The following is a 23032-nucleotide window of genomic DNA, read 5'->3' on the forward strand; positions in this document are numbered from 1 at the left end:
CCATTGTATTGATTTTGAAAGATTTGACAAGGATTATTTTTCAACTTTCATGACACGAAGCCACATTTCCCCGTAGAATTCACCTGTATCAATTGCTTTAACGAATGTTGAGTTACCAGGACCAACGTATTTATATTCTGTGATTTCTTGGAGGAGGCCCCCGAAAACTTTGCCTGTGATTTCGTCAGCAAGGCGGTCTTTGTCAGCGCCTGTGCCAGGCACGACAAGGTAATCGCCAGCGAGGAATTCGAGGACAACTGCGCCTTCTACGTTGAACTCGCCCATTACGCCGAAGCCGCGCCAAGGCTTGCGGTCGAGGTTGTAGTTGATTTGATATTCTTGCCCGCCAGCGAGTGCGAGAAGCTCAGCAAGCTTGCCGTTTTCTGTGATTTCAGCTTTCTTCGCTGCAGTTTTTGCTGCATTTCCTGCCCAGTCATTGTAGTCATCAAATGAAACACCAAAAGCCGTCATTTTGTAGTTTTCTGAGATTGTTTTAATGGAGTAGTTAGTCATTTTGTTCTCTCCTTTGAGGGGGTTATTGTTTACAAGACTGATCTTATTAGTCAAATGTATCAAAAAGTGATACTTTTTATTGGACCCGAACATGTAAATACGTTTGTCCTGACATTTAATGCTACATTTTTGATATAATAAAATCATGAAAAAAACAGAACGAGTGAACCTGATCATGCGTTACATCAATAACCGTGCGCACTTTACAATTGCTGAGATACAGCAAGAGTTCAAGATTTCCCGCGCGACGGCGATCCGCGATATCAACGAGATTCAAGCGATGGGTTTTCCGTTGACGTCCGAGCTTGGGCGTGGTGGCGGATACTTTGTCCTGCAAAATCAGTATCTGCCCGCTGCCCGCTTCACGCCAGAAGAGTTGAAAGCGATTTTTATCAGCTTTATCGCCTCAAAAAATTCGCAGCTGCCTTATCTCCATAATCGCCGCTCAATCACTGAAAAACTTATCGGTATCGCGTCGCAAACTCAGCAAGACGAGCTGATCGAGCTCAATAATATCTTGCTTTTCGAAAATACAAATCCCGCAAATCCGAATCTTCTGGAGCTTGATGATGCGGCGCCTGCCGAGCTAAACCAGCTGATTTCGCTTGCTGTGCGAGATAAACATTTACGTGTGACTTATGAAATGAATCTGGGCTGGCCGCAGTTGCTGGATGTTTATTTACTACATATATTTAATTCGAACGCTAAGTGGCTGGTCGAGGTATATGATTTTGATACGGATGAGTTTCGTTATTTGCCTGTTGAGATGCTGAGGGATTCGGCCATTTCTAAGCAGGAGATGAAGTGGACAGAACAAGAGATTTTGGACAAGAAACTGCTTCGTGCACGTGAAGCCAATCTAGTTGTGAAACTTGATACCATTGGGATTCAGCGCTATAAGCGTATGCACCCGCCTGGGATCATTTTGTCCTTAACGGGGATGTTTCAGTCGAGCGGGACTTTCAATGTTCAGTTGGATGTGGCAGATAACGAGGCGCTTGCGTATTATGCGGATTGGCTTTTGTTTTTGGGAAAAGGGGTCGAGTATGTACGGATTCCTGATGAACTGCGTGTGATTTTGGAAGAGCGTTTAGCCGCTTTGCGATTTAACTGAGCTTTAATAGGTGTTTTGTAATATTAGGAGGACGAAATGGCCTGGAGTAAATTGAAACAACAACTGGAGAGTTTTCTCAGTCCTGCGCTGCATGGAAGGGTCGAATACCTTTCAACGAGCTATCGCTATTTACCGGACAAAGCAGGACTTTGTTATATCGCAGTTGATAAAAAAAACGTACTCAACATGAGTGATACATTAATCAGATGGTATCAGACGGAATTGGAAATAAAGAATGATTCAGATATCCAAATTCCTATCAGCAATGATGAAATCGAAGCGGTCAGAAAAGAGACCAAAGGGAATGTTCCGGAGGATCGTTTAAAAGTGATAGCGAGAAGTAGAAAAATATCGGATTATGCAAAAGAGCTTTTTTCAGCACAGTCAACCTTAAGCAAATCAAATTTTAACGTCATTGCTACTAAGTTTTTATCCATTTCTATAGAGGAAAGCTTAGAAAGCAACGATATTTTATTGAATATTTTAGCTTTAGTAGACAGAAGAGTTGGAAAAAAGCGAATGATGAACATGACCGATAAGATGAAGTTAAAGCATCCGATTGTGCAGTATTTTTTTGAACTACGACTTCGTACCTTATAATCCGAATCAAAACCGCCATAATGGCGGTTTTTTTTATGCTCCGATTGCAGAAGAAGTATTGCTGCGCTTTGCTGATTTGAATAATTGTAAGATAGCTGCAACATAATATTGTTTATTACCAGAAAACGGAACTAAAACCGCAATAGCAGCAATGACAAACGCTCAGTACTTCCATTATATAAAACGGGGGATTGCTTTACTGATGTTAAGAATCTTTACAAAACTAAGATTAAAAGAATGGATTCAAGTCCTGATCAGCCTCGTGTTTATTGTCGCACAGGTGTATCTCGATCTGAAGCTACCGGATTATATGTCCGAGATTACCCGACTGGTACAGACACCAGGCAGCGCCATAAGCAACATTTGGATTCACGGAGGATATATGCTGCTCTGCGCGCTTGGAAGTTTACTGTCAGCCGTCATTGTAGGATTCTTTGCCTCCCTTATCGCAGCGTCGTTCTCACGGCAGCTTCGCACTTTGCTGTTTAACAAGGTAGATTCTTTTTCGATGGAAGAAATCAATCGATTTTCTACCTCCAGCTTAATCACACGTTCTACAAACGACATCACGCAAATTCAATTGCTGGTAACAATGGGATTACAACTTATCATCAAAGCACCTATTATGGCGGTATGGGCGGTCACAAAAATCGCGGGCAAGGGCTATGAATGGTCACTAGCAACCGGATGCGCAGTGTTGATTCTGGTTGTTGTAATCGCTTTTATTATGATTTTTGTATTACCGAAATTCCGAAAAATGCAGACCCTTACGGATAACATGAACAAGGTTACCCGTGAAAACCTCACCGGAATTCGCGTAGTTCGTGCCTATAATGCTGACGATTACCAAGAGGCAAAGTTTGAAAAAGCCAACGAGGAACTGACGGCGACTCAACTGTACACAAGCCGTGGTTTGGCATTTATGCTGCCAGTGATGAGCATGATCATGAGCGGCTTGTCACTTTCGATTTATTGGATTGGCGCATATCTGATCGATTCGGCGCAAGTAACAGATAAGCTTACTATTTTTTCCAACATGGTTGTATTTTCATCCTACGCCATGCAGGTCGTGATGTCATTTATGATGTTGGCCATGATGTTTGTCCTGCTGCCAAGAGCAGCCGTGTCAGCTAAGCGTATCAATGAGGTGCTGGATACACAGCCGATTATTGCCGATGGTTCACTAACCGAAGGGAAGCCAGGGTCGTTCGGTGAGGTCGAGTTCAAAAATGTTAGTTTTAAATATCCCGGAGCGGCGGACTATGTTTTACATAATGTCAGTTTTTCAGTTAAGCAAGGTGAGACCGTCGCCTTTATCGGTTCCACGGGCAGCGGCAAATCGACACTCGTCAATCTGGTTCCACGCTTCTTTGACGCCACAGAGGGCGAAGTACTAATTGACGGCGTGAATGTGAAGGAGTATGCCGAAGAAGCCTTATACAATAAAATCGGTTATGTTCCGCAAAAGGCTGTACTGTTCAGAGGTACAGTCAGTTCAAATGTGGGATACGGCGATAATGGAAAAGATGCCACTACGGCGGATCAAATAAAAAAAGCCATTTCCATTGCTCAGGGAACGGATTTTATTGAAGCAATGGAAGGGCAATATGACGCGGCCATTTCTCAAGGCGGTACAAACTTGTCAGGAGGCCAGAAACAAAGGCTGTCTATTGCCCGCGCTATTAGCCGAAACCCGGAAATATATATTTTTGACGATAGTTTTTCCGCACTGGATTACAAAACGGACCGTGTGCTGCGCAGCGCACTAAAGAAAGAAACGGCAGGGGTTACAAGCATGATTGTCGCGCAGCGTATCGGTACCATTATGGATGCTGACCAGATTATTGTACTCGACGATGGTAAAGTGGTCGGGAAGGGGACGCATAAAGAGCTTCTTGCGACTTGCGATGTTTATAAAGAAATTGCGATGTCACAACTTAGTGAGGAGGAGCTTGTGTCATGAGTGAAAACACCAAAAACAGGCCAGCAATGGGTGGCCCCGGCGGTATGGGAGGCCAAGGCAGGATGGGCGCCCCAGTTGAGAAATCGAAAAATTTCAAAGCGACCTGGATAAAATTGATACGGTATTGTAAGTCTTATCTACCAGCTATCCTAATTGCACTTGTGATGGCTGCCGGCGGTACTGTGTTGCAGATTATTGGACCCGATAAAATCAAGGACATGACGAACGAGATTGCCAAAGGGCTTCCCGCCATGATCAAAGGTGTGCCGGTGCAGGGCAGTATTGACATTCATACGGTTGTAAACATTGCCTGGCTTCTTGTGTTCTTCTATGCAGGCTCAACGATCTTGAGTTTTGCGCAGAGCTATATCATGGCGACCGTAACACAGAGAATATCAAAATCAATGCGTACGGATATTTCTCAAAAAATCAACCGCTTGCCCCTCAAATATTTCGACAGAACGAGCAATGGCGATATACTCAGCCGCGTCACAAACGACGTGGATGCCATTGGGCAATCCATGAACCAAAGCATCGGACAGTTGGTTACCGCAATTGCGATGTTTGTTGGCTCGCTTATTATGATGTTTTATAACAGTTGGATTCTGGCCTTGACCGCTGTGGGCTCAAGTCTAATAGGCTTTGCTTTGATGATGATCATCGCAAAAATATCACAAAAATTTTTTATCGCCCAGCAAGCGGGGCTCGGAAGCATCAACGGACACATTGAGGAAATCTATGCTGGACACCATGTCGTGAAGGTTTATAACGGCGGCAAAGAGGCAAAGAAAACCTTTGAAAAATTCAATGGAGATCTGTACCAAAGCGCATGGAAGTCGCAATTTTTATCGGGCTTGATGATGCCGCTGATGGGCTTTATCGGAAATATCGGGTATGTAGCCGTTTGCGTGGTAGGCGCAGCTTTAGCGTTGAACGGAAGCATTTCTTTTGGGGTCATTGTCGCGTTCATGCTGTATATCCGCCTCTTTACGCAGCCGCTTTCACAGTTGGCGCAAGCAATGAACAATCTGCAGAGGACAGCAGCGGCCGGAGAGCGCGTCTTTGAATTTTTGGATGAGCAAGAGCTTACTGACGAGAGCCAAAAGGTAAAAACCCTGCAAAACGTAAAGGGCAATGTTGAGTTTAAGAACGTTAAATTTGGGTATGTGCCTGAAAAAATAATTATCCATGATTTTTCGATTCAGATAAAGGCAGGACAAAAGGTAGCTATTGTCGGCCCAACTGGCGCGGGCAAGACCACTATCATCAATCTGCTCATGCGGTTTTATGAGTTGGACGGCGGCGAAATCCTGCTGGATGGCATGCCGACTAATCAGGTGACGAGGGAAAATGTCCATCAGCAATTTGGAATCGTATTGCAGGATTCATGGCTGTTCGAAGGCACAATCAAAGAAAATATCGTTTACAGCAAGCAAGGCGTTACGGATGAGCAAGTCGTCAATGCCTGTAAGACCGTCGGCCTACACCATTTCATTAAAGTTTTACCTGATACATACAATACCGTTTTGAACGACAAGGCAAGTCTGTCTGAAGGGCAAAAGCAGCTTATTACCATTGCGCGAGCAATGATTCAAAATGCGCCGCTACTCATTCTGGACGAAGCTACCAGCTCTGTAGATACCCGAACCGAACGCATCGTGCAAACAGCCATGGAAAAACTAACGGAAGGTAGAACCTCTTTTGTAATCGCGCATAGGCTTTCGACTATCAAAAACTCCGATCTGATTCTGGTCATGAAAGGCGGCGACATCATCGAAAGCGGCAATCATGAGGAGTTGTTGGATAAAGGTGGATTCTACGCGGAGCTCTATAACAGCCAATTTGAACAATTGGCGTAGTTATTCCAAACAATAAGACTACTCTGACCGAACAAAATGACCCCTCGACCCCTAACAACTCTCAGTAGGCAACAAATTACCTATCCATCACTAACAACTGTCGGTTCTCTCACCTGTTCTCCATTCGGTACAATGAAAGCGCATACTGCTTTCGTAAAGGAGAATTGATCATGAACTTTGACCTGAACGTTGTACCTTTCAGCCGGAGAGAATCCTTCTTAGCGATTTCGATTCTGCCTGAAGCCCAAGATAGACAACAAGGCCTGTATCTGCGCACCGTTCGTGGCGGAGACGATAAATTCGGCGAAGCGTTTCATATCGAAATGTTAGATGAAAGGGGTCAATCCGTGTCATTCGAGGCAACAGCTTGCCCAGAGCAGATCCGGTTGGAATCGCCGACCGGCTTAAGCGCTGAGATTTGTATCTCTAATCGCCGAACATTTCGGATTCGTACGAATGACTGTGGAATTCGTTTAACTTTCCGCACGGCTGCGTACGATTATGCGTATCAAGCAACTTCCAGCAGCTGGGAAGTGAACAGTTTCACCCATGAATGCAGGTTCATGCTGACAGCGCTAGTTGGTGATTTGAAGATGGAAGTGCCATGGGACAAAATCAAAAGCTCCTACGTAATTGCAGACTTCTTACCTGACAGCAAATCGGGCATTGCTGAGTTTGCGGTAGAGGAATTTCACACCGTGTGGGAACCGCGCATGACATGGGAATCCTACGATGACGCAGTGAAGCAAGTAAAGGAAGAGTTTAATGAATGGCTGGATCGCTCTCTGCCTCTGCCTGAGCGCTGGCATGAAAGTAGGGAACTCGCGGCTTATATCACTTGGTCTTGTATCGTTCCGGCAGAAGGGTGCCTGACCAGGCCGGCGATGTATATGTCGAAGAACTGGATGACGAATATTTGGAGCTGGGACCACTGCTTCAACGCGATGGCGCTTGTTCGCCATGATCCGCAGCTGGCATGGGATCAATTCATGATTTTCTTTGACCGCCAGGATGAGAGCGGTTTGCTTCCGGATTTTATCAACAACAAGTTTGAACTGTGGAACTGCAACAAGCCGCCGATACACGGTTGGACGCTGTCTTGGATGATGGCCAGAACGGATTATATTAAGGAAGCGCAGCTTAGGGAGGTCTATGAGCCGCTATCCAAATGGACGAAATGGTGGTTCCGCTACCGCGACGGCGACGGAGATGGCATTCCGCAATACAATCACGGGAATGATTCTGGCTGGGACAACAGCACAGCTTTCAATACTGGCATTCCTGTAGAAAGCCCGGATTTAGCGGCCTTTCTCATTCTCCAAGCAGAACTGCTTGCTGAGATTGCGGGACTGCTCGGACATGCAGAAGATGCAAAAGAATGGCGACAACTTGCAGAGGGCACACTCGATAAAATGATTAGTCATTTCTGGAAGGATGACCGCTTCAGGGCCTGCCGCTCCGGCACGCACGAATTGTCAGAAGGGGACAGCCTCCTCCTGTTTGTTCCTATTCTTCTGGGCAAACGTCTACCTGAGCAGATCCGCACAGCTTTGCTGAAGGGGCTACGGGAGGATGACCGTTTCTTAACCCGTCATGGTTGGGCGACTGAAAGCGTGAAAAGTCCATTCTATCATCCGGACGGCTATTGGCGTGGTCCGATCTGGGCGCCGTCAACGATGTTACTCGTAGAAGGAGTAGCTGCAGCGGGTGATCGCGAGCTGGCAGAAGAGGTGGCGCATCGATTCTGCCGCATGTTGGATCGCAGTGGAATGGCCGAGAACTTTGACGCGATTACGGGACAAGGCTTGCGTGATCGGGCTTTTACATGGACATCGAGCGTATTCTTAATTTTAGGTAATGAGTACACCAATTAAATGAAATCTGCACTTCCTCCTGTTATAAAAAATAGCAGAGGGGAGGTGCTTTTGCCGTTTCGGGGGTCCATCTCAAAAGGGTGAAGCCATTGTCAGTTACTCGGACTTGCATGGATGGAAGATACATTGTTCGCTGAAAGTGTTCCATGCTACACTTAAGAGTAAGATTTTTCAGAGAAGCTGGAAGGAGGGTGCGATCATCAAAGGTTATTTGCATAAGCGTTTTAACTTCCGCCTTTTGTCTAGCTATTATCGAAGCATGCTAACGAAGCTGCTCTTCTGTTTTCTCATTGTGACGATTATTCCGCTGCTCTCTCTTGGGGCTTTGTCTTACTATCAATCTGCGAAGGTTATTAATTCTCAATTTGGCAAATACGGGGAGAACGCTGTGGCGCAGTTGGAGCAGCAGATGAGTTCTTATTTGAACCGGATGAATCAGACGACAGAGACCGTTTATTCCTATTTACTTGATCCTGCGAGGGTTGATCTAGGGGATCAGGTTCCGACGACCTACAAAGAAATTATGGATAAGAATGATTTCGAAGTCCTTCTGAAAGCGCTTAAAACCGATCGGACGACAGGCATCTACATTATCACCAGCTCTGGTTACTATTATGGAGAAAATAATCTCGATGTATCGAAGCTTAGCCATATCCCAGCTTGGCAATCCATGTCCGAGGCGAATAAAGGGAAGTACTGGTTGGGATTCTATGCTCAGAATCATGGGATGAAGGAAACGGAAGATTCCGGGATGACAGTTCTAGGCCTAGCAGTGCCGATTAACAATCCATACGGAGCGCTGCGGGGCAGCAAAATTCTTATTGAGGAAAATGCGGAAGATTTGCTTCATATGTTCAGGCTGTTTGAAAATGATACGAAGGCTCATCTCCGCATAGCAGATCCGTCGGGCCGCATTATCTATGAGACGGCAGCTGCCTTCACACCGCAAACCAGGGATATTGTTTGGAACAAAACACTTGCGGCAAATCAATGGACGATCGAGGCGAGGTTGCCTGCCCATTCGTTTTATCGCTCCTCCAGCATTATAAGATCGAATACGATTATGGTTGCTGTTGCTTCATGTTTGCTGGCCTTCGGACTTGCGTATCTATTCTCTACCCGATTAACTGCGAGGATTCGCCGTCTTAAGGATGCGATGCAGAAGGTCAGCTTCGGAAAGCTGCATACGAGGACTCTGGTCGAAGCCAAGGATGAGCTGGGCATTTTGGATACAAGCTTTAACAATATGGTGGGTGGTATACAGACTTTGATCAGCGAGGTTGAAAGCAGCGAGCGGCTCAAGAAGGAAGCGGAGTTGAAGGCTTTTCATTATCAAATTAACCCGCATTTGCTTTTCAATACACTCAACTCCATCCAATGGAAAGCCAGACTTCAGGGAGCGGAGGATATACGCCAGATGCTATACCATCTCACGATGGTGCTAGAAGGAAATCTGGATATCTCGCAGGAGCTGATACCGCTAGGTCGCGAGCTGCGAATGATTGAGCATTTTCTGAAAATTCAAGAAATCCGTTATGGTCCCGTATTCGAGTATGAACTAGCTTGCGATAAGATGCTCGAGAGATATTTAATTCCCCGCATGACTTTGCAGCCGTTGTTCGAGAATATTTTCTTCCATGGCTTTGAAGACGGCGAAGGCGTGATCCGTTTAACCGTTCGGGATGAAGGCACATATTTACGCCTTACATTATCCGATAATGGAGCAGGGATTCCTGCGGAAAAGCTAAACCAACTGCTTCGGCCAAGCGAGAAGAAACGCAAGGGCAGGGGCGGCTTGGGAGTGCAAAATGCAGATCAGAAATTCAAGCTGCATTTTGGCTTGCAGCACGGGCTAACTGTGCAATCTATCCAAGGTGAAGGAACAACAATCATCATAGAATGGCCTAAGAAGGAGGAGAGTCCGCATGGAAACAATCAAGACCATTAAGGTAATTATCGTAGATGACGAGAGTATCGTCCGTAAAGGACTTCGTTCTACGGTTCCTTGGGATAAATACGGAATGGAAGTGGTGGCGGACGCCTCGAATGGCCGCAAAGCTTGGGAAGCCTTCCTGGAGCATCGGCCTCAAGTTGTCATTACTGACATTGTTATGCCTGAAATGGATGGAATTGAATTATCACGCCGAGTTAAGGAAACAGCTCCCGATACGAAGATTATTTTGCTCAGCTGTCACCGGGATTTCGAGTATGCGCAGCAAGGAATAAAGCTTGGAGCAGCTGGTTATCTCCTCAAAACCGCCTTCGAGGATGAAGAGCTGGAAGGCATGCTGGCGAAGTTTCAACATGAGCTTACGATGACTCCTTCGGCACCGGCGGTTGCCCAATCAATTGGCAGTGAAGTTGACGATGAGCGACTGGGTACCCTGCTCTATGCCTGGCTGAATGGCCATAATGACAAATTTATTGGGGAGATGGAGAAACGAACGCATGATGCGTGGTCTTTCCAGGGTGAACCGGTTTATGTCTATCTCATCAAGACTTCCGGATGTGAAGCATCGTGGCTTAAACGGTTAAAGGATGCGATAGAAGAAGATCCACAACTATGTAAAGGGGCAGTCGTTCCTTATGGGGATGAGCGTTGCTACTATTTATTGCCCGAATCCCTTCTGAATGCTTCGAAGAGCTTACTTGTGGAGAGAAAGAGCGAGAACGCGAAGCTGCAGTGGGCCAGAAAAGGACCGCTTACAAGCACACAGGAACGTCTTGATGCGTTCTTAGCGCTGCATAAAGCAGCGGAAATAGAGAAAATCTATGGCGTAACAGCTGAAGATTGGCCGGAACCGATCTGGAAAGCGGTTAAACTGCTGCATGACAATCCAGCGGCCGAGTGGTCTGTCAGCGATGTGGCGGGTCAGGTTGGTCTCAGCCGTAGTCACTTTTCTATTATTTTTAAGAAGACGCTGGGAGACAGTTTCGTGGCTTTTCAGTACAAACGCAAGCTTAAGCTTGCTTACGGATTATTAAAGGATACGCCGCTTACAATGCAGGAGATTGCTGAGCGTACGGGGCTTGGAGACAGCAAATATTTCAGCAAATGGTTCAAACGCTGCACAGGCCAAACGCCAAGTCAGTACCGCGCCGAACATAAGGACGGCACACTCCGAACATATGGACACCCATCTCGGTGAATCGAACAAAAATGCTCAAACATTCGAATAGTTAACGGTTTTGAACCGCTTTCATTTTAGTTATGATGAAAGCGGTTCAATTATTATCTACTCATTCACGGAGAGGGGAGCTGACAGCATGAACAAGAAACTTTCACTCATTGTTCTTACAACAGCAATGGCGGTAACGACGCTTTCAGCATGCAGCAGCAATAACGAGGGTACGACTAGCAAAGCGACACAACCGGCGAAAGGTAACGATGCTGCTACAGAGAAGACGCTTCGATTCGCTACATGGGATACCGGGGATGCGCTGAAGATCGAGCAAGATATAGCGAAGAAGTTCGAAGTCAACCATCCCGGAACGAAGGTTCAGGTAGAAGCATACGCCGACGGTTTCGACCAGAAGCTAGCTGCGGGCTTCGGCGCTACGAATCCTCCCGATGTGATGTACATGTGGGATTTCCCAACGTATCATCAATCGCTTGAACCCCTGGGCAGCTATGCCGACGGGGACAAAGACTTGAAGAAGGATGATTTCTACAAAGGTTTGTTCAATTACGCAACGATTGATAACAAACTCTATGGAATCCCGGCTGGTTTCACGACTCGGGTCGTGTATTACAACAAAAAGATGTTTGATGATGCCAAGATTCCTTATCCGAAGGACGGCTGGACATGGGACGATTTCCGGGAGATCTCCAAGAAACTGACGGATAAAGCCAAGAAACAATATGGGTTCGGTGTTCGAGCGGATAATGATACGTACGATCTGCAAGGGTTTGTATGGAGCAATGGCGGCTCCTATATCTCTAATGACGGCAAGACGATTAACGGGTTTATGAACAGTAAAGCAACAGCCGGAGCCATTCAAATGTTCGGCGATATGGTCAAGAACGGTTCGGCCGTACTGAGCGGAGGCAAAGGACAGCAAAGCGGTGAGGATATCTTCAAAGGAGGCAAGATTGCAATGTGGGAAAGCGGAATCTGGCCGTTGGAGTCGTTCAAGGAAGCAGGGATTGATGTAGGCACAGTGGAGATGCCGGCATTTCCAGGCAAACCGGTCAAAGGCGTGATTGCTGAATCTGCTCTATCCATTGCAAAGGATTCCAAACAGAAGGATCTCGCTTGGGAATTTATCAAATATTATGTTTCCAATGAAGCGATCAAGATGCGCGTAGCGGATTTACCGGTCAGAGTAAGTGTCGTCAATGAGCTTAAGAAGGATCAGGACCCTCTGTACAAGCCGTTTTACACGATGCTGCAGCGTTCGGATAATTCACCGGCTTTCCTGCTTAATCCCAAGTGGAATGAAGTAAACCGTCAGCTATCTTCGGCTGTAGAAGCTATCGTGCTTGGCAGCAATGCACAGGAAGCGCTGGATCAAGCTGTCAAAGACAGCGAGCGTTATTTGAAATAAGATTTCTACAGAAAGAAGGTTAGGGAGATGGCTCAAACCTACCCGCAGCAAGCAAACGCAGGGAAATCAATGGCCAGCCTCAAGCCTAGAAGGAAACCAAGTTGGGGTGGGGTAGCTCCCTACCTCTTCATTTTCCCATGGATCTTCGGATTCCTAGTGTTCACTTTAGGGCCGTTGTTATTTTCGCTTGTTATTTCGTTTTTCGATTGGCCGATTGTAGGTAAAGTACGCTTTATCGGTTTAGGCAATTATGTGGATATGTTTACGAAAGACCCGCTGTTCTGGAAATCGTTCTGGGTGACGATCAAATTCGCAGCACTGTTTGTTCCGCTAAATATAGCGGTTGCGCTTGGACTAGCGATTCTACTCAATCAGAAAATTCGCGGCAGTGCAATTTTTCGAACCGCATTTTACCTGCCCTCCGTGATCTCAGGTGTGGCTCTAGCTATGATCTGGTCTTGGGTGTACAGCGGCGATTACGGTATTCTGAATTATTTTCTGTCGATCATCGGCGTCAACGGTCCAGACTGGTTGAATAGCAAACAATGGTCGCTGGTGGCGATGGTAATTGCCAGTCTATGGGGGCAAGGCTCGATGATGCTCATTTTTCTAGCAGGACTCAAAGGGATACCGAAAGATCTATACGAATCTGTTTCCATCGATGGGGCGGGTAAGCTCAGACAATTCTTCAGCGTGACGATTCCGATGCTCAGCCCGACCATTATATTCAATCTGATTACGTCCATTATCGCGGCGTTTCAACAGTTAACTCTTGCTCTCCTGCTTACCGGAGGCGGTCCGCTGAAATCAACGTATTTCTATGCGATGTACATGTACGAGAATGCTTTTAAGTTTTTTAAAATGGGTTATTCCGCGGCTAACGCATGGTTCATGTTCCTGATAGTCCTCAGTTTGACATTCCTTGTATTTAAGTCATCCGAGGCTTGGGTGTTCTATGAAGGCGAAATGAAGCAAAAATCACAGAAGAAAGTGAAATCCGGCGGAAGGAGGCGGTCAGCATGAAAAGGATCATCGTCTACACGATGCTGATTATCTGCTCGCTGCTGTTCGTCGCTCCGCTGTTTTGGGCGGTGACGACGGCGGTGAAATCACCTGCAGAGCTGTACCTTTTCCCGCCCAAATGGATTCCTTCCGTATGGAAATTCAGCAATTTCACTGATGCATGGACGATTCAGCCTTTTAACCTATTTCTGAAAAATACCGTTATCGTAACGTTGATGTCAACGCTCGGCCAATTGATATCCTGTACGCTCGTAGCCTATGGATTTGCAAGATTCCAATTTAAAGGCCGCGATCTGTTGTTTCTGATTGTGCTTGCTACGATGATGATCCCTTGGGAAGTTACTATGATTCCGCAGTATATGGAGTTTAACTACCTGGGCTGGATCAATACGCTTAAACCGCTTATTGTTCCGTCTTGGTTCGGTTCGGCTTACTTTATCTTCTTGCTGAGACAGTTCATTCTGACACTTCCTCGCGAACTGGATGAAGCCGCAACGATTGACGGGGCAAATAAGCTTGCTATTCTTGTGCGAGTCATTGTTCCGCTTATGGGACCATCGCTCATCTTAGTTGGTGTCTTCCAGGTTATGAGCTGTTGGAACGATTATCTGGGACCGCTCATTTTCCTTAATGATCAATCAAAATATACGCTGACGCTTGGATTGTCGCAGTTCAAAGGGATGTTTGGCGTCGATATGCAGTCCATTATGGCAATCACTTGCCTGATATCCATCCCGCCGCTCGCTGTATTCTTCTTCGCGCAGCGCTACATTGTCGGTGGTATCGCGGGAACGGGGATTAAGGGGTAGATTCGAGAGGAGTGACAACGATGCGTAACGAGAAAGCAACACGTGATTGGGATAATCTTGCGGTTCTGGAGCGCAACCGCGCGAAGAGCCGCGCGTATTTCATCCCACATTCCGACCCGGCCGGAGCTTTGAACTATGACCGAGGGAGTTCCCCTTGGTTCAAATCATTGAATGGCCGTTGGAAGTTTCATTATGCGAAGGGGCCTGAATGGGCGCCGGAAGATTTTTACTTAGAAAATTATGACATGTCGGGTTGGGATGAGATTCAAGTTCCGAGCCATTGGCAGTTGAAAGGATATGGAAATCCGCATTATACGGACTTATATTATCCGTTCCCGGTTGATCCACCGCATGTGCCTAACGATAATCCGACGGGCAGCTATGTGCGAGAGTTTGAGCTTCCACCGCATTGGGATGGAAGAAAACTGGCCGTGAAATTCGACGGCGTGGATAGTGCCTTTCACGTATGGGTCAATGGGATATTCGTCGGTTACAGCCAAGGCAGCCGATTGACCTCAGAGTTTGATTTGACGCCATATGTGAAGCAGGGGATCAATCGTATGGCGGTTCGCGTCTACCAGTGGTCAGACGGCAGCTATTTGGAAGACCAGGACATGTGGTATATGAGTGGTATTTTCCGAGATGTGTATCTGATTTCGGAGCCAGCCTCGATTCGGATCGTGGACTATCGCATCGTTACCGAATTGGACGCGGACTATAGCGATGCGACTTTATCTATTCAAGTTGAATTGCATGGAGATGCTCTGCAAGGGGAACTCCAGCTAAAGCTGCTGGATCATGAAGGCGCATATGTTGCTTCGGCTGTAGAGCAAATCAATGCCGGCAGTGCGGAACAGACGATTTTATCATTTTCGATCCCAGTTAAGAAGCCTGCACTTTGGAGCGCTGAAGCTCCAACACTTTATCATTTGACGATTTGTCTCGTAGATCAGAACGATAAAGCCGTGGAGGCAGTTGCCCAGCGGGTTGGCTTCCGCAAGATCGAAGTACAGGACGGCCAGTTTTTGGTGAACGGCAAGGCCATCCTGCTGAAAGGCGTAAACCGGCATGATCACCACCCGGTTACGGGGCGCACAGTGACACTGTCGACCATGATTCAAGATGTGAAGATGATGAAACAGCATAATATCAATGCGGTTAGAACCGCTCATTATCCGAATGATCCGCGGTTCTACGATATTTGTGATGAATATGGCTTATATGTCATGGAAGAAACCGACTTGGAAACGCATGGCTTCGAGCCTTTGGGCAATATTTCACGATTAAGCGATGATCCTGCCTGGCAGGAAGCTTATGTCGATCGCATACGCCGTATGGTGGAACGGGATAAGAATCATCCTTCTGTTCTGTTCTGGTCACTAGGCAATGAGTCCGGCTTCGGCTGCAACTTCCGTGCGATGTCGGCCTGGTGCAAACAAGCAGATCCAACGCGCCTCATCCATTATGAAGAAGACCGTGAAGCGGAAGTGTGCGATATAGTGAGCACCATGTATTCTTCTGTGGATAAGATGATTGGCTTCGGACAGCTTGTGGATCATCCTAAACCGCATATTCTATGCGAATTCGCCCATGCCATGGGGAATGGTCCAGGCGGACTCAAGCCGTATTTTGATACCTTCGATGCTTATCGAAGACTGCAAGGTGGTTTCGTTTGGGAATGGATCGACCACGGAATCCGTAGGAAGACTGCGGATGGCAAAGACGATTACGCCTACGGCGGAGACTATGGCGATGTGCCGAACAACAGCAATTTCGTCATCGACGGTCTTGTTCGTCCGGATCGAATACCTTCCCCAGGTCTAATTGAATACAAGAAAATTATTGAGCCTGTAAGGGTCGAGTATCTAAAAGATAATCGCATACGCATCATGAATCGCTATGATTTTGTTACGCTGGATCATCTCTGTGCTGATTGGAGTGTGAAGGTAGAAGGGCGGACAGTTCAAAGTGGCGTGCTTGCTCTGCCGCGAATTGGCCCAGGTGAAAGCGTAGAGGTACACGTTCCTGTAAGAGCAGATGTGCAATTCGTTTTAATGGAGAAATATGCGGAGCGCTGGTTGAATATCGGCTTCACGCTTGCAGCAGATTGTATCTGGGGTAATCGTGGTCATGAGGTAGCATGGGCGCAGCTCGCTTTAGAAGCAGCCTGGAGCAGTGAGCAGACGAGAAATGTCGGAGTAAGCGCCAAATCATCTGCTTACGAAACAGCCAGTCTGACTAACCGGAGCTTGTCCTGCACAGAGAAAGGGCGCAAGCTCATCCTCGCAAACGATTCATTCCGAATCACCGTAGACACCCGGTGTGCAGGAATAGGTTCGCTTCGAATGAACGGCCAAGAGCTAGTGAACACGGGGCCGCGCCTACATTTTTGGCGTGCGCCGATTGATAACGATATGTATGTCTTGCCTGACTGGTACAAGGCGAATCTCAATAGACTTACTGAACGAATCGATGATTGCCGTTGGGAGCGATTGGACGAAGGGACGATTCGTATCACTTGGAAGTCTCGCATTGCACCACCTGTTTTCGACTGGGGCTTCCAATGTGAAACGGACTACACCATAACGGGCTCAGGTCTTATCGTGATCGACGTGCACGGTGTTCCAGAAGGTAAGCCGCCGGCCATGTTACCGAAGATTGGACTCCAAATGGAGATACCTGGGGACATGGACGCCGTGAAATGGTACGGACGTGGTCCAGGGGAGAGTTACTCCGACAGCAAAGAAGCAGGACGGTTCGGTGTGTATCAGGGATCTGTAGATGAACTTTTCACGCCTTATATTTATCCGCAGGAAAACGGCAATCGGACCGATGTAAGGTGGGTATCCATCACAGACGGCGCCGGAATCGGACTGCTCGCGGTTGGAGCACCAACACTTGAATTCAGTGCACGACGCTATACCGACGCTGACTTAGAAGCAGCCAAGCATGCTAGTGAACTTTTTCCACGTGATTACATTACACTCAACTTGGATTACAGGCAGAATGGTCTAGGCAGCAACAGCTGTGGACCCGCGCAGTCCCAGGAAAACACAGTCACATCAGAAGAATTCCGTTTCAGGATTCTGCTTAAGCCCTATTTATCCGAAGATACCTCACCTGAGCGGTTGAGCCATCATATGAAATCTGAAGTGAATAAGCTATAACAGGAGGATACAAAGCATGCTTCATACACAAGACGTTTTAAACTTATCGGGAAAAATAGCGGTTGTGACAGGCGGTGCCTCAGGCATTGGCCTTGCGACCGCTGAACTGTTAGCCAGCTTTGGAGCTTATGCCGTTATTCTTGATATTAACGAAGCACAAGGTGAACAGGCGGTAAATGGCATCAGACAGCAAGGCGGACTAGCGAGTTTCTACCGCTGTGATGTGTCTTCCTCCGCAGAATGCCAGCGTGTTGCAGCAGAAATTGATGCAGCACATGGACGAATTGATATTTTATTCAACAATGCTGGAATTATTCGCCGTAAAACGGTCGTTGAGCTGGAAGAACGCGATTGGGATCTAGTGATTGATGTCTCTTTGAAAGGCGTTTATCTGCTATCCAAATCTATCATCCCAATCATGGAACGTAATGGCGGAGGCAGCATCATAAACTCAGGATCCGGTTGGGGTCTTAAAGGCGGAGATCGCGCTGCTGCCTACTGCGCTGCCAAAGCTGGTGTTGTAAATTTAACGCGGGCTATGTCTATCGATCATGGCGTCGCCAACATTCGTGTGAACTGCGTATCACCAGGCGATACGGACACGCCGCTGCTGCGTGATGAAGCGAAGCAGCTGCAGCGAAACGAGGCTGAATTCCTAATCGCCTCAGCCGGAGGCCGCCCGCTGGAAAGACTCGGAACACCGCGAGATATTGCTAATGCGGTCCTATTTCTGGCGAGTGACATGTCTTCCTGGGTAACGGGAAGCGTGCTTGTTGTAGATGGTGGAGGCATTGCCTAAGGGAGATTCGCATCTAGCAAGCTAGGCAGTTAAAAATCTATGAAATCGAGTTTTTAAACTACTTTTAAAAGTACGACGAATGGAGGCGTTACCTTTGCCTAATAACAGAACTTATGCCCATCCTTATATACCGAATACCGTACCTGAGGTTCGTGATGCGATGCTGAAGGAAATAGGCCTGACCCGGATCGAAGAACTTCATGACGCCATTCCGGACAGCTTGAAGCTGAATCGGGAGATGAACCTCCCGCCAGCCATGACGGAATATGAGCTGCGGCGCCATATTGATGGCCTGCTCGCCAAAAACAAGCACGGTGCTGCTTATTTGAATTTCATCGGAGCAGGCTGTTGGCAGCATTTCATTCCAGCTGTTTGTGATGAAATTAATCAACGATCCGAGTTCGTTACTGCGTATGCCGGCGAACCTTACGAAGATCACGGACGATTTCAAACTCTGTTTGAATACCAAAGTTTAACGGCTGAGTTGGTCGATATGGACGTCGTTAATGTCCCTACCTTTGACTGGGCACAAGCGGCATCAACAGCGATTCGAATGGCGGGGCGCATTACCGGCCGCAGTGTTGCCCTAGTTCCCAAGTCAGTTGATCCCGACAAAGTCATGATTATTAACAACTACTGCACGCCTGTAATGGAACTGCGTTTTATAGAAATTGATGAGGCAACTGGCAAAATGGACTTGAATGATTTGCGCAACAAGCTTACTAACGAGGTAGCTGCGGTATACTTCGAAAATCCCGGTTATCTTGGGATTATCGAAGACCAAGGGCACGAGATTTCGGAGCTTGCTCATTCCGTAAAGGCTATCTCCATCGTTGGTGTGGACCCCATCTCACTCGGTGTTCTTCAACCTCCTAGCCAATATGGTGCAGATATCGTCTGTGGTGATTTGCAGCCGCTCGGGATGCATATGAACTACGGTGGTGGGCAAGCCGGATTTATCGCGACGCGCGACGAAGAGACGTATGTGATGGAATATCCTTCTCGTTTGTTCGGCATCGTGCCAACAGAGGTTGAAGGCGAATATGGCTTCGGTGACGTGGCCTATGAGCGCACATCCTTCGCGCTTCGTGAGAAAGGGAAGGAATCCGTCGGTACCCAAACTGCATTATGGGGCATAACTGCAGGTGTATATCTGTCCTTGCTTGGACCTACCGGTATGCAAGAGGTCGGCGAGACCATCATGCAGAAGTCACAATATGCGGCCAAAAAACTCTCCGCCATTCCAGGTGTTTCCCTGCGGTTCGCAGAGACAGCATTTTTCAAGGAATTTGTTGTTGATTTCAACGATACAGGCCTAACTATCGCTGAAATTAATGCGCGCCTTTCTGAAGCGGGAATATTCGGAGGCAAAGATTTGTCCGGTTCTTTCCCTGCTTGGGGACAATGTGCCCTCTATTGTGTTACTGAAATTCATTCACAAGCTGATCTTGATCGTCTTGCAGACACCATTCAAACCATTGTTCGCCAACCGTGATCAACATAAATAGAAAGGATGGAACGCCATGAAACGAATTCGCAGAGACCATAAAGTCCGCAATTTTCATCAAGCCAAATGGGATGAGCCGGTTATATTTGAACTTCACCGTCAAGGTGAGCGAGGGGTCATTCCGCCGGCAACGGAGGCTGGTATTACAGCTGAGGTAGGAGATGGAATAGGACGTATTCCTTCTTCTATGAAGCGAAGATCGGCGCCGGCTTTACCCGAAATTGGCCAAGCGAAGGTCCTTCGTCATTATCTGCGCCTATCCCAAGAGACACTTGGTTCCGATTTGAATGTTGAGATCGGACAAGGCACTTGCACGATGAAGTATATTCCTCGCATCAACGAAATGCTTATCCGTACGCCCCATTTAATGGAACTGCATCCCTTGCAGGAGGCCGATTCCGTTCAGGGCATGCTGGAGATTTTCTATAAGCTGGACCTTGCTATGCGAGAGATCAGCGGGATGGATGCGTTCTCATTCCAACCGAGCAGCGGGACGCAAGCCTTACTAGCGATGGCTTCCATCGTTCGCGCCTATCATGATTCGCGGGGTGAGGGGGATCAGAGGGATGAGATCATTACGACGATTTTCTCACACCCTTCCCAAGCGGCGACAGCGGCAGTGAAAGGCTACAAAATCATCACACTGCATCCTGATGAAGATGGCTTCCCAGACATAGAAAAACTGAAGAGTGTAATCTCCGAGCGAACAGCTGGTTTTGTTGTTGCGAACCCGGAGGATACGGGCATCTATAACCACCGTATTCGCGAGTTTACCAACATTGTCCACGAAGCCGGTGGAGTATGCTTCTACGATCAGGCCAACGCAAACGGCTTGCTTGGCATTACGAGAGCGAAGGAAGCGGGCTTCGACATGTGCTTTTTCAATCTGCATAAGACTTTTGCAGCACCTCATATGTGCGGTGGGCCAGCGACAGGTGCACTAGGTGTAAGCGAGGAATTGAAACGCTTTTTGCCTGGACCGCTTGTGGATTACGACGGAAGCCGTTATGTGTTGAAGTCTCAGACGGCAGACAGTATCGGCAAAGTTCGCAGCTTCCACGGGGTTGCACAGACTGTTCTGCGTTCCTACGCTTGGATTCTGAGCCTCGGTCCGGATGGACTGAAGCAAGTCGCTGAAATCGCGGTTCTAAACAACAACTATCTGTATCACAAAATCCTGCAAATTCGCGGAGCGAGCGCACCTTATATCAAAGGACGCCGTCTCGAGCAGGTTCGCTACAGCTGGAAGCAGCTTACCGATGAGACAGGTGTCACGACAGAAGATATCACTCGCCGCATGTGTGATTTCGGTCTACACTACTGGACGTCCCATCACCCGTATATCGTGAAGCAGCCGTTTACCTTGGAACCGACAGAGTCGTATTCCAAAGAGGATCTGGACGAATACATCCATGCGCTGGAGCATATTTCGAATGAGGCCTACACACAACCGGAAATTGTGAGGTCAGCTCCGCATAACAGTACTGTCCATCGGAACGATGAGTCTTCGCTAGACGATCCGAAGCAATGGTGCATTACTTGGCGGGCGTATTTGAAAAAGACTCAGCTGGTATAAAGAGAGGCCCCGTGTGGGGCCTTTTCTGTTTATGATTGATATTTGCATTTTCTACAACATTTTACACGTCAAAAGACTAAATTGCAGCTTCAGGTTGCAGTTTGTAACCTATTGTATTAGTGATTAAAAGGTGTTTAGACTAGCTGGTTTCGCATTTAGTAGATAGTAGAAATATATGCTGGTAAGGTGAAGTTATTTATTTTATGAAGTAACAAATGTGTAGTTGACTTTTATGATTGTTCACCTTGGAACAGATTTGCCAAAAAAATCTTCTTCACAACCTCTCTCCTGCTTCTTACACCAACTTTGTCAAAAATATTGCTGAGATGCTCCTGAACTGTATAAGGCGAAATGGAAAGTTTTGATGAAATTTCTGATGAACTGTTGCCTTTAGCCACAAGATGAACAACTGCATTTTCTTGCGGAGTCAATCCGTAAGCAGTTGTCTGAAATTTGATGAGATCGCGTTGCATGGCAGGCCCAAGAATAATTCCAATTTTTCGATTTCTATCATCATCGGCGCTCATTTCATAGGCTTTGATGGTTATCCAGCGTCCACTCCGACCATAACGAGCAAGTTCGGGTATGATTTCGAAATCATTTTCGGTTTGCATCGACTGCGATTTTTTGAGGGCACTAACTACTTGTGTAATGTAAACAGGAAGTTCAATGCGGCACCACTCAGGATGAAGCTCTCCTAATTCATTTAACCAAAGTAAGGCAGCATTTGTATAAGACTCGATGTAACCGATGGGATTGTAAATAAGGAGACCCGGGATGTCTAATTCCTGCATAGTATCAGTTGGCTCTATAGAGGCAAGCTGTTGCTGCAATGCCGTGCGAAAGGCTGTACCAATATGGGGTGCAAGCTTTGCTAGGAGCCAGGCATCTTGCTCGGAATAGGGAGTTGTGGATTTTTCACGAGCTAGCACCATCGTGCCCCACATATTTTTTCCGGTATACATGACGGCACGGATTTCGTCGTTAAGGCCGATCGGTTTGTATAGCATTTGATGGCGGTAGGCTTGACCAGTATTTCCCATTGTTGCTTCCGATAACCGGTCCACTGGAAACCGGGAATTCATTAATCGCCTATAAGCTGGAAGGTAGTCCTCAAAATATAAATGCTCAAGAAAAATATGCTCCACATCGCTTACAGCATGATTATGTACACCTCTCCGCACATTTGACGTGATTAATCCTGTTGCAGGATCAACCGTTTGAAAGCAACAAAGATCGGATTGCATAATGGGGTGCAATTTGCTAATGATTTCAAGACGTAATTGCTGATCGTCTAATCCAGAGTAACACAAGCGCTTTATTTGAACCAACACTCGTTGATAATTCCCGTTGAATTTCATCACTTATCGTCTCCCCTAACACAAGACTACCCCCAATATATTGGTATACAGATTGTATCATTCTTGGGTTTATAATGAAATAAGTAAAGAGGACCTTTGTAGAATCTTTACAAGGTAGTATAAAAGGCGCTGTGAAAGCATTGACTACATATAGTCGTATTCGATCGGCGCGAATATCAAAGTGGGCATTTTTCCTTCGAGAACAAGAAAAAGGTTCTTTGGGATAAATTTATGGAAGGGGTGATACACAAAGTTTCAATGGAAATTGCTAAATATTAGGTGAGATAAATTTTGCTACTTGATTGATTAATATTTGGAG

Annotated in this window: 16 protein-coding genes; 14 read left to right on the forward strand and 2 right to left on the reverse strand. The window is 46.9% G+C overall.

Annotation, left to right across the window (positions count from 1 at the left end):
- Window positions 1–33: 33 nt before the first annotated feature.
- Window positions 34–513, reverse strand: a complete 480-nt coding sequence (locus ACUN27_RS17745; RefSeq protein WP_445559309.1) for a hypothetical protein — start codon at window positions 511–513, stop codon at window positions 34–36.
- Window positions 514–658: 145 nt separating this feature from the next.
- On the opposite strand from ACUN27_RS17745, the gene ACUN27_RS17750 reads away from it, so the two are divergent.
- From ACUN27_RS17750 to gcvPB, 14 genes are all read left to right on the forward strand, one after another.
- Window positions 659–1627 carry a helix-turn-helix transcriptional regulator gene (locus tag ACUN27_RS17750; protein WP_315950530.1) on the forward strand — a complete coding sequence of 323 codons (969 nt, stop codon included), beginning with the start codon at window positions 659–661 and terminating at the stop codon, window positions 1625–1627.
- Between the two features lie 36 nt (window positions 1628–1663).
- Window positions 1664–2227, forward strand: a complete 564-nt coding sequence (locus ACUN27_RS17755) for an SF0329 family protein (protein ID WP_315950529.1) — start codon at window positions 1664–1666, stop codon at window positions 2225–2227.
- A gap of 202 nt (window positions 2228–2429) precedes the next feature.
- A complete protein-coding gene (locus ACUN27_RS17760; protein WP_315950527.1) occupies window positions 2430–4190 on the forward strand; it encodes an ABC transporter ATP-binding protein in 1761 nt (586 codons plus the stop codon).
- Window positions 4187–6049 (forward strand): ABC transporter ATP-binding protein, encoded by a 1863-nt coding sequence (locus ACUN27_RS17765; protein ID WP_445559310.1) that lies wholly within the window; start codon window positions 4187–4189, stop codon window positions 6047–6049. The genes ACUN27_RS17760 and ACUN27_RS17765 overlap by 4 nt, the downstream gene beginning before the upstream one ends.
- A gap of 170 nt (window positions 6050–6219) precedes the next feature.
- Complete coding sequence (locus ACUN27_RS17770) at window positions 6220–7923, forward strand: amylo-alpha-1,6-glucosidase (protein WP_445559311.1); 1704 nt, start codon at window positions 6220–6222, stop codon at window positions 7921–7923.
- Window positions 7924–8161: 238 nt separating this feature from the next.
- A complete protein-coding gene (locus ACUN27_RS17775; protein WP_445559312.1) occupies window positions 8162–9871 on the forward strand; it encodes a sensor histidine kinase in 1710 nt (569 codons plus the stop codon).
- Window positions 9849–11072: a response regulator transcription factor gene (locus ACUN27_RS17780; RefSeq protein ID WP_326059656.1), complete on the forward strand. Its 1224-nt coding sequence runs from the start codon at window positions 9849–9851 to the stop codon at window positions 11070–11072. The genes ACUN27_RS17775 and ACUN27_RS17780 overlap by 23 nt, the downstream gene beginning before the upstream one ends.
- Before the next feature lie 118 nt (window positions 11073–11190).
- On the forward strand, window positions 11191–12471 hold the full coding sequence (locus ACUN27_RS17785; protein WP_445559313.1) for an ABC transporter substrate-binding protein: 1281 nt from the start codon (window positions 11191–11193) through the stop codon (window positions 12469–12471).
- 69 nt (window positions 12472–12540) lie between these two features.
- Window positions 12541–13494 (forward strand): carbohydrate ABC transporter permease, encoded by a 954-nt coding sequence (locus tag ACUN27_RS17790; protein WP_445560634.1) that lies wholly within the window; start codon window positions 12541–12543, stop codon window positions 13492–13494.
- Window positions 13491–14303, forward strand: coding sequence for a carbohydrate ABC transporter permease (locus ACUN27_RS17795; protein WP_326059653.1), 813 nt, complete (start codon window positions 13491–13493; stop codon window positions 14301–14303). Before ACUN27_RS17790 ends, ACUN27_RS17795 begins: the two co-directional genes overlap by 4 nt.
- A gap of 20 nt (window positions 14304–14323) precedes the next feature.
- Window positions 14324–17470 (forward strand): glycoside hydrolase family 2 TIM barrel-domain containing protein, encoded by a 3147-nt coding sequence (locus tag ACUN27_RS17800; protein ID WP_326059651.1) that lies wholly within the window; start codon window positions 14324–14326, stop codon window positions 17468–17470.
- A gap of 16 nt (window positions 17471–17486) precedes the next feature.
- Window positions 17487–18269: an SDR family NAD(P)-dependent oxidoreductase gene (locus ACUN27_RS17805; protein ID WP_326059649.1), complete on the forward strand. Its 783-nt coding sequence runs from the start codon at window positions 17487–17489 to the stop codon at window positions 18267–18269.
- Between the two features lie 94 nt (window positions 18270–18363).
- A complete protein-coding gene (gcvPA, locus tag ACUN27_RS17810; protein ID WP_326059648.1) occupies window positions 18364–19764 on the forward strand; it encodes an aminomethyl-transferring glycine dehydrogenase subunit GcvPA in 1401 nt (466 codons plus the stop codon).
- Window positions 19765–19792: 28 nt separating this feature from the next.
- Window positions 19793–21352, forward strand: coding sequence for an aminomethyl-transferring glycine dehydrogenase subunit GcvPB (gcvPB, locus tag ACUN27_RS17815; protein ID WP_326059647.1), 1560 nt, complete (start codon window positions 19793–19795; stop codon window positions 21350–21352).
- A gap of 230 nt (window positions 21353–21582) precedes the next feature.
- On the opposite strand, the gene ACUN27_RS17820 is transcribed toward gcvPB, so the two are convergent.
- On the reverse strand, window positions 21583–22713 hold the full coding sequence (locus ACUN27_RS17820) for a helix-turn-helix transcriptional regulator (RefSeq protein ID WP_326059646.1): 1131 nt from the start codon (window positions 22711–22713) through the stop codon (window positions 21583–21585).
- Window positions 22714–23032 lie beyond the last annotated feature (319 nt).

It is taken from the genome of Paenibacillus sp. WC2504 (assembly GCF_052682475.1).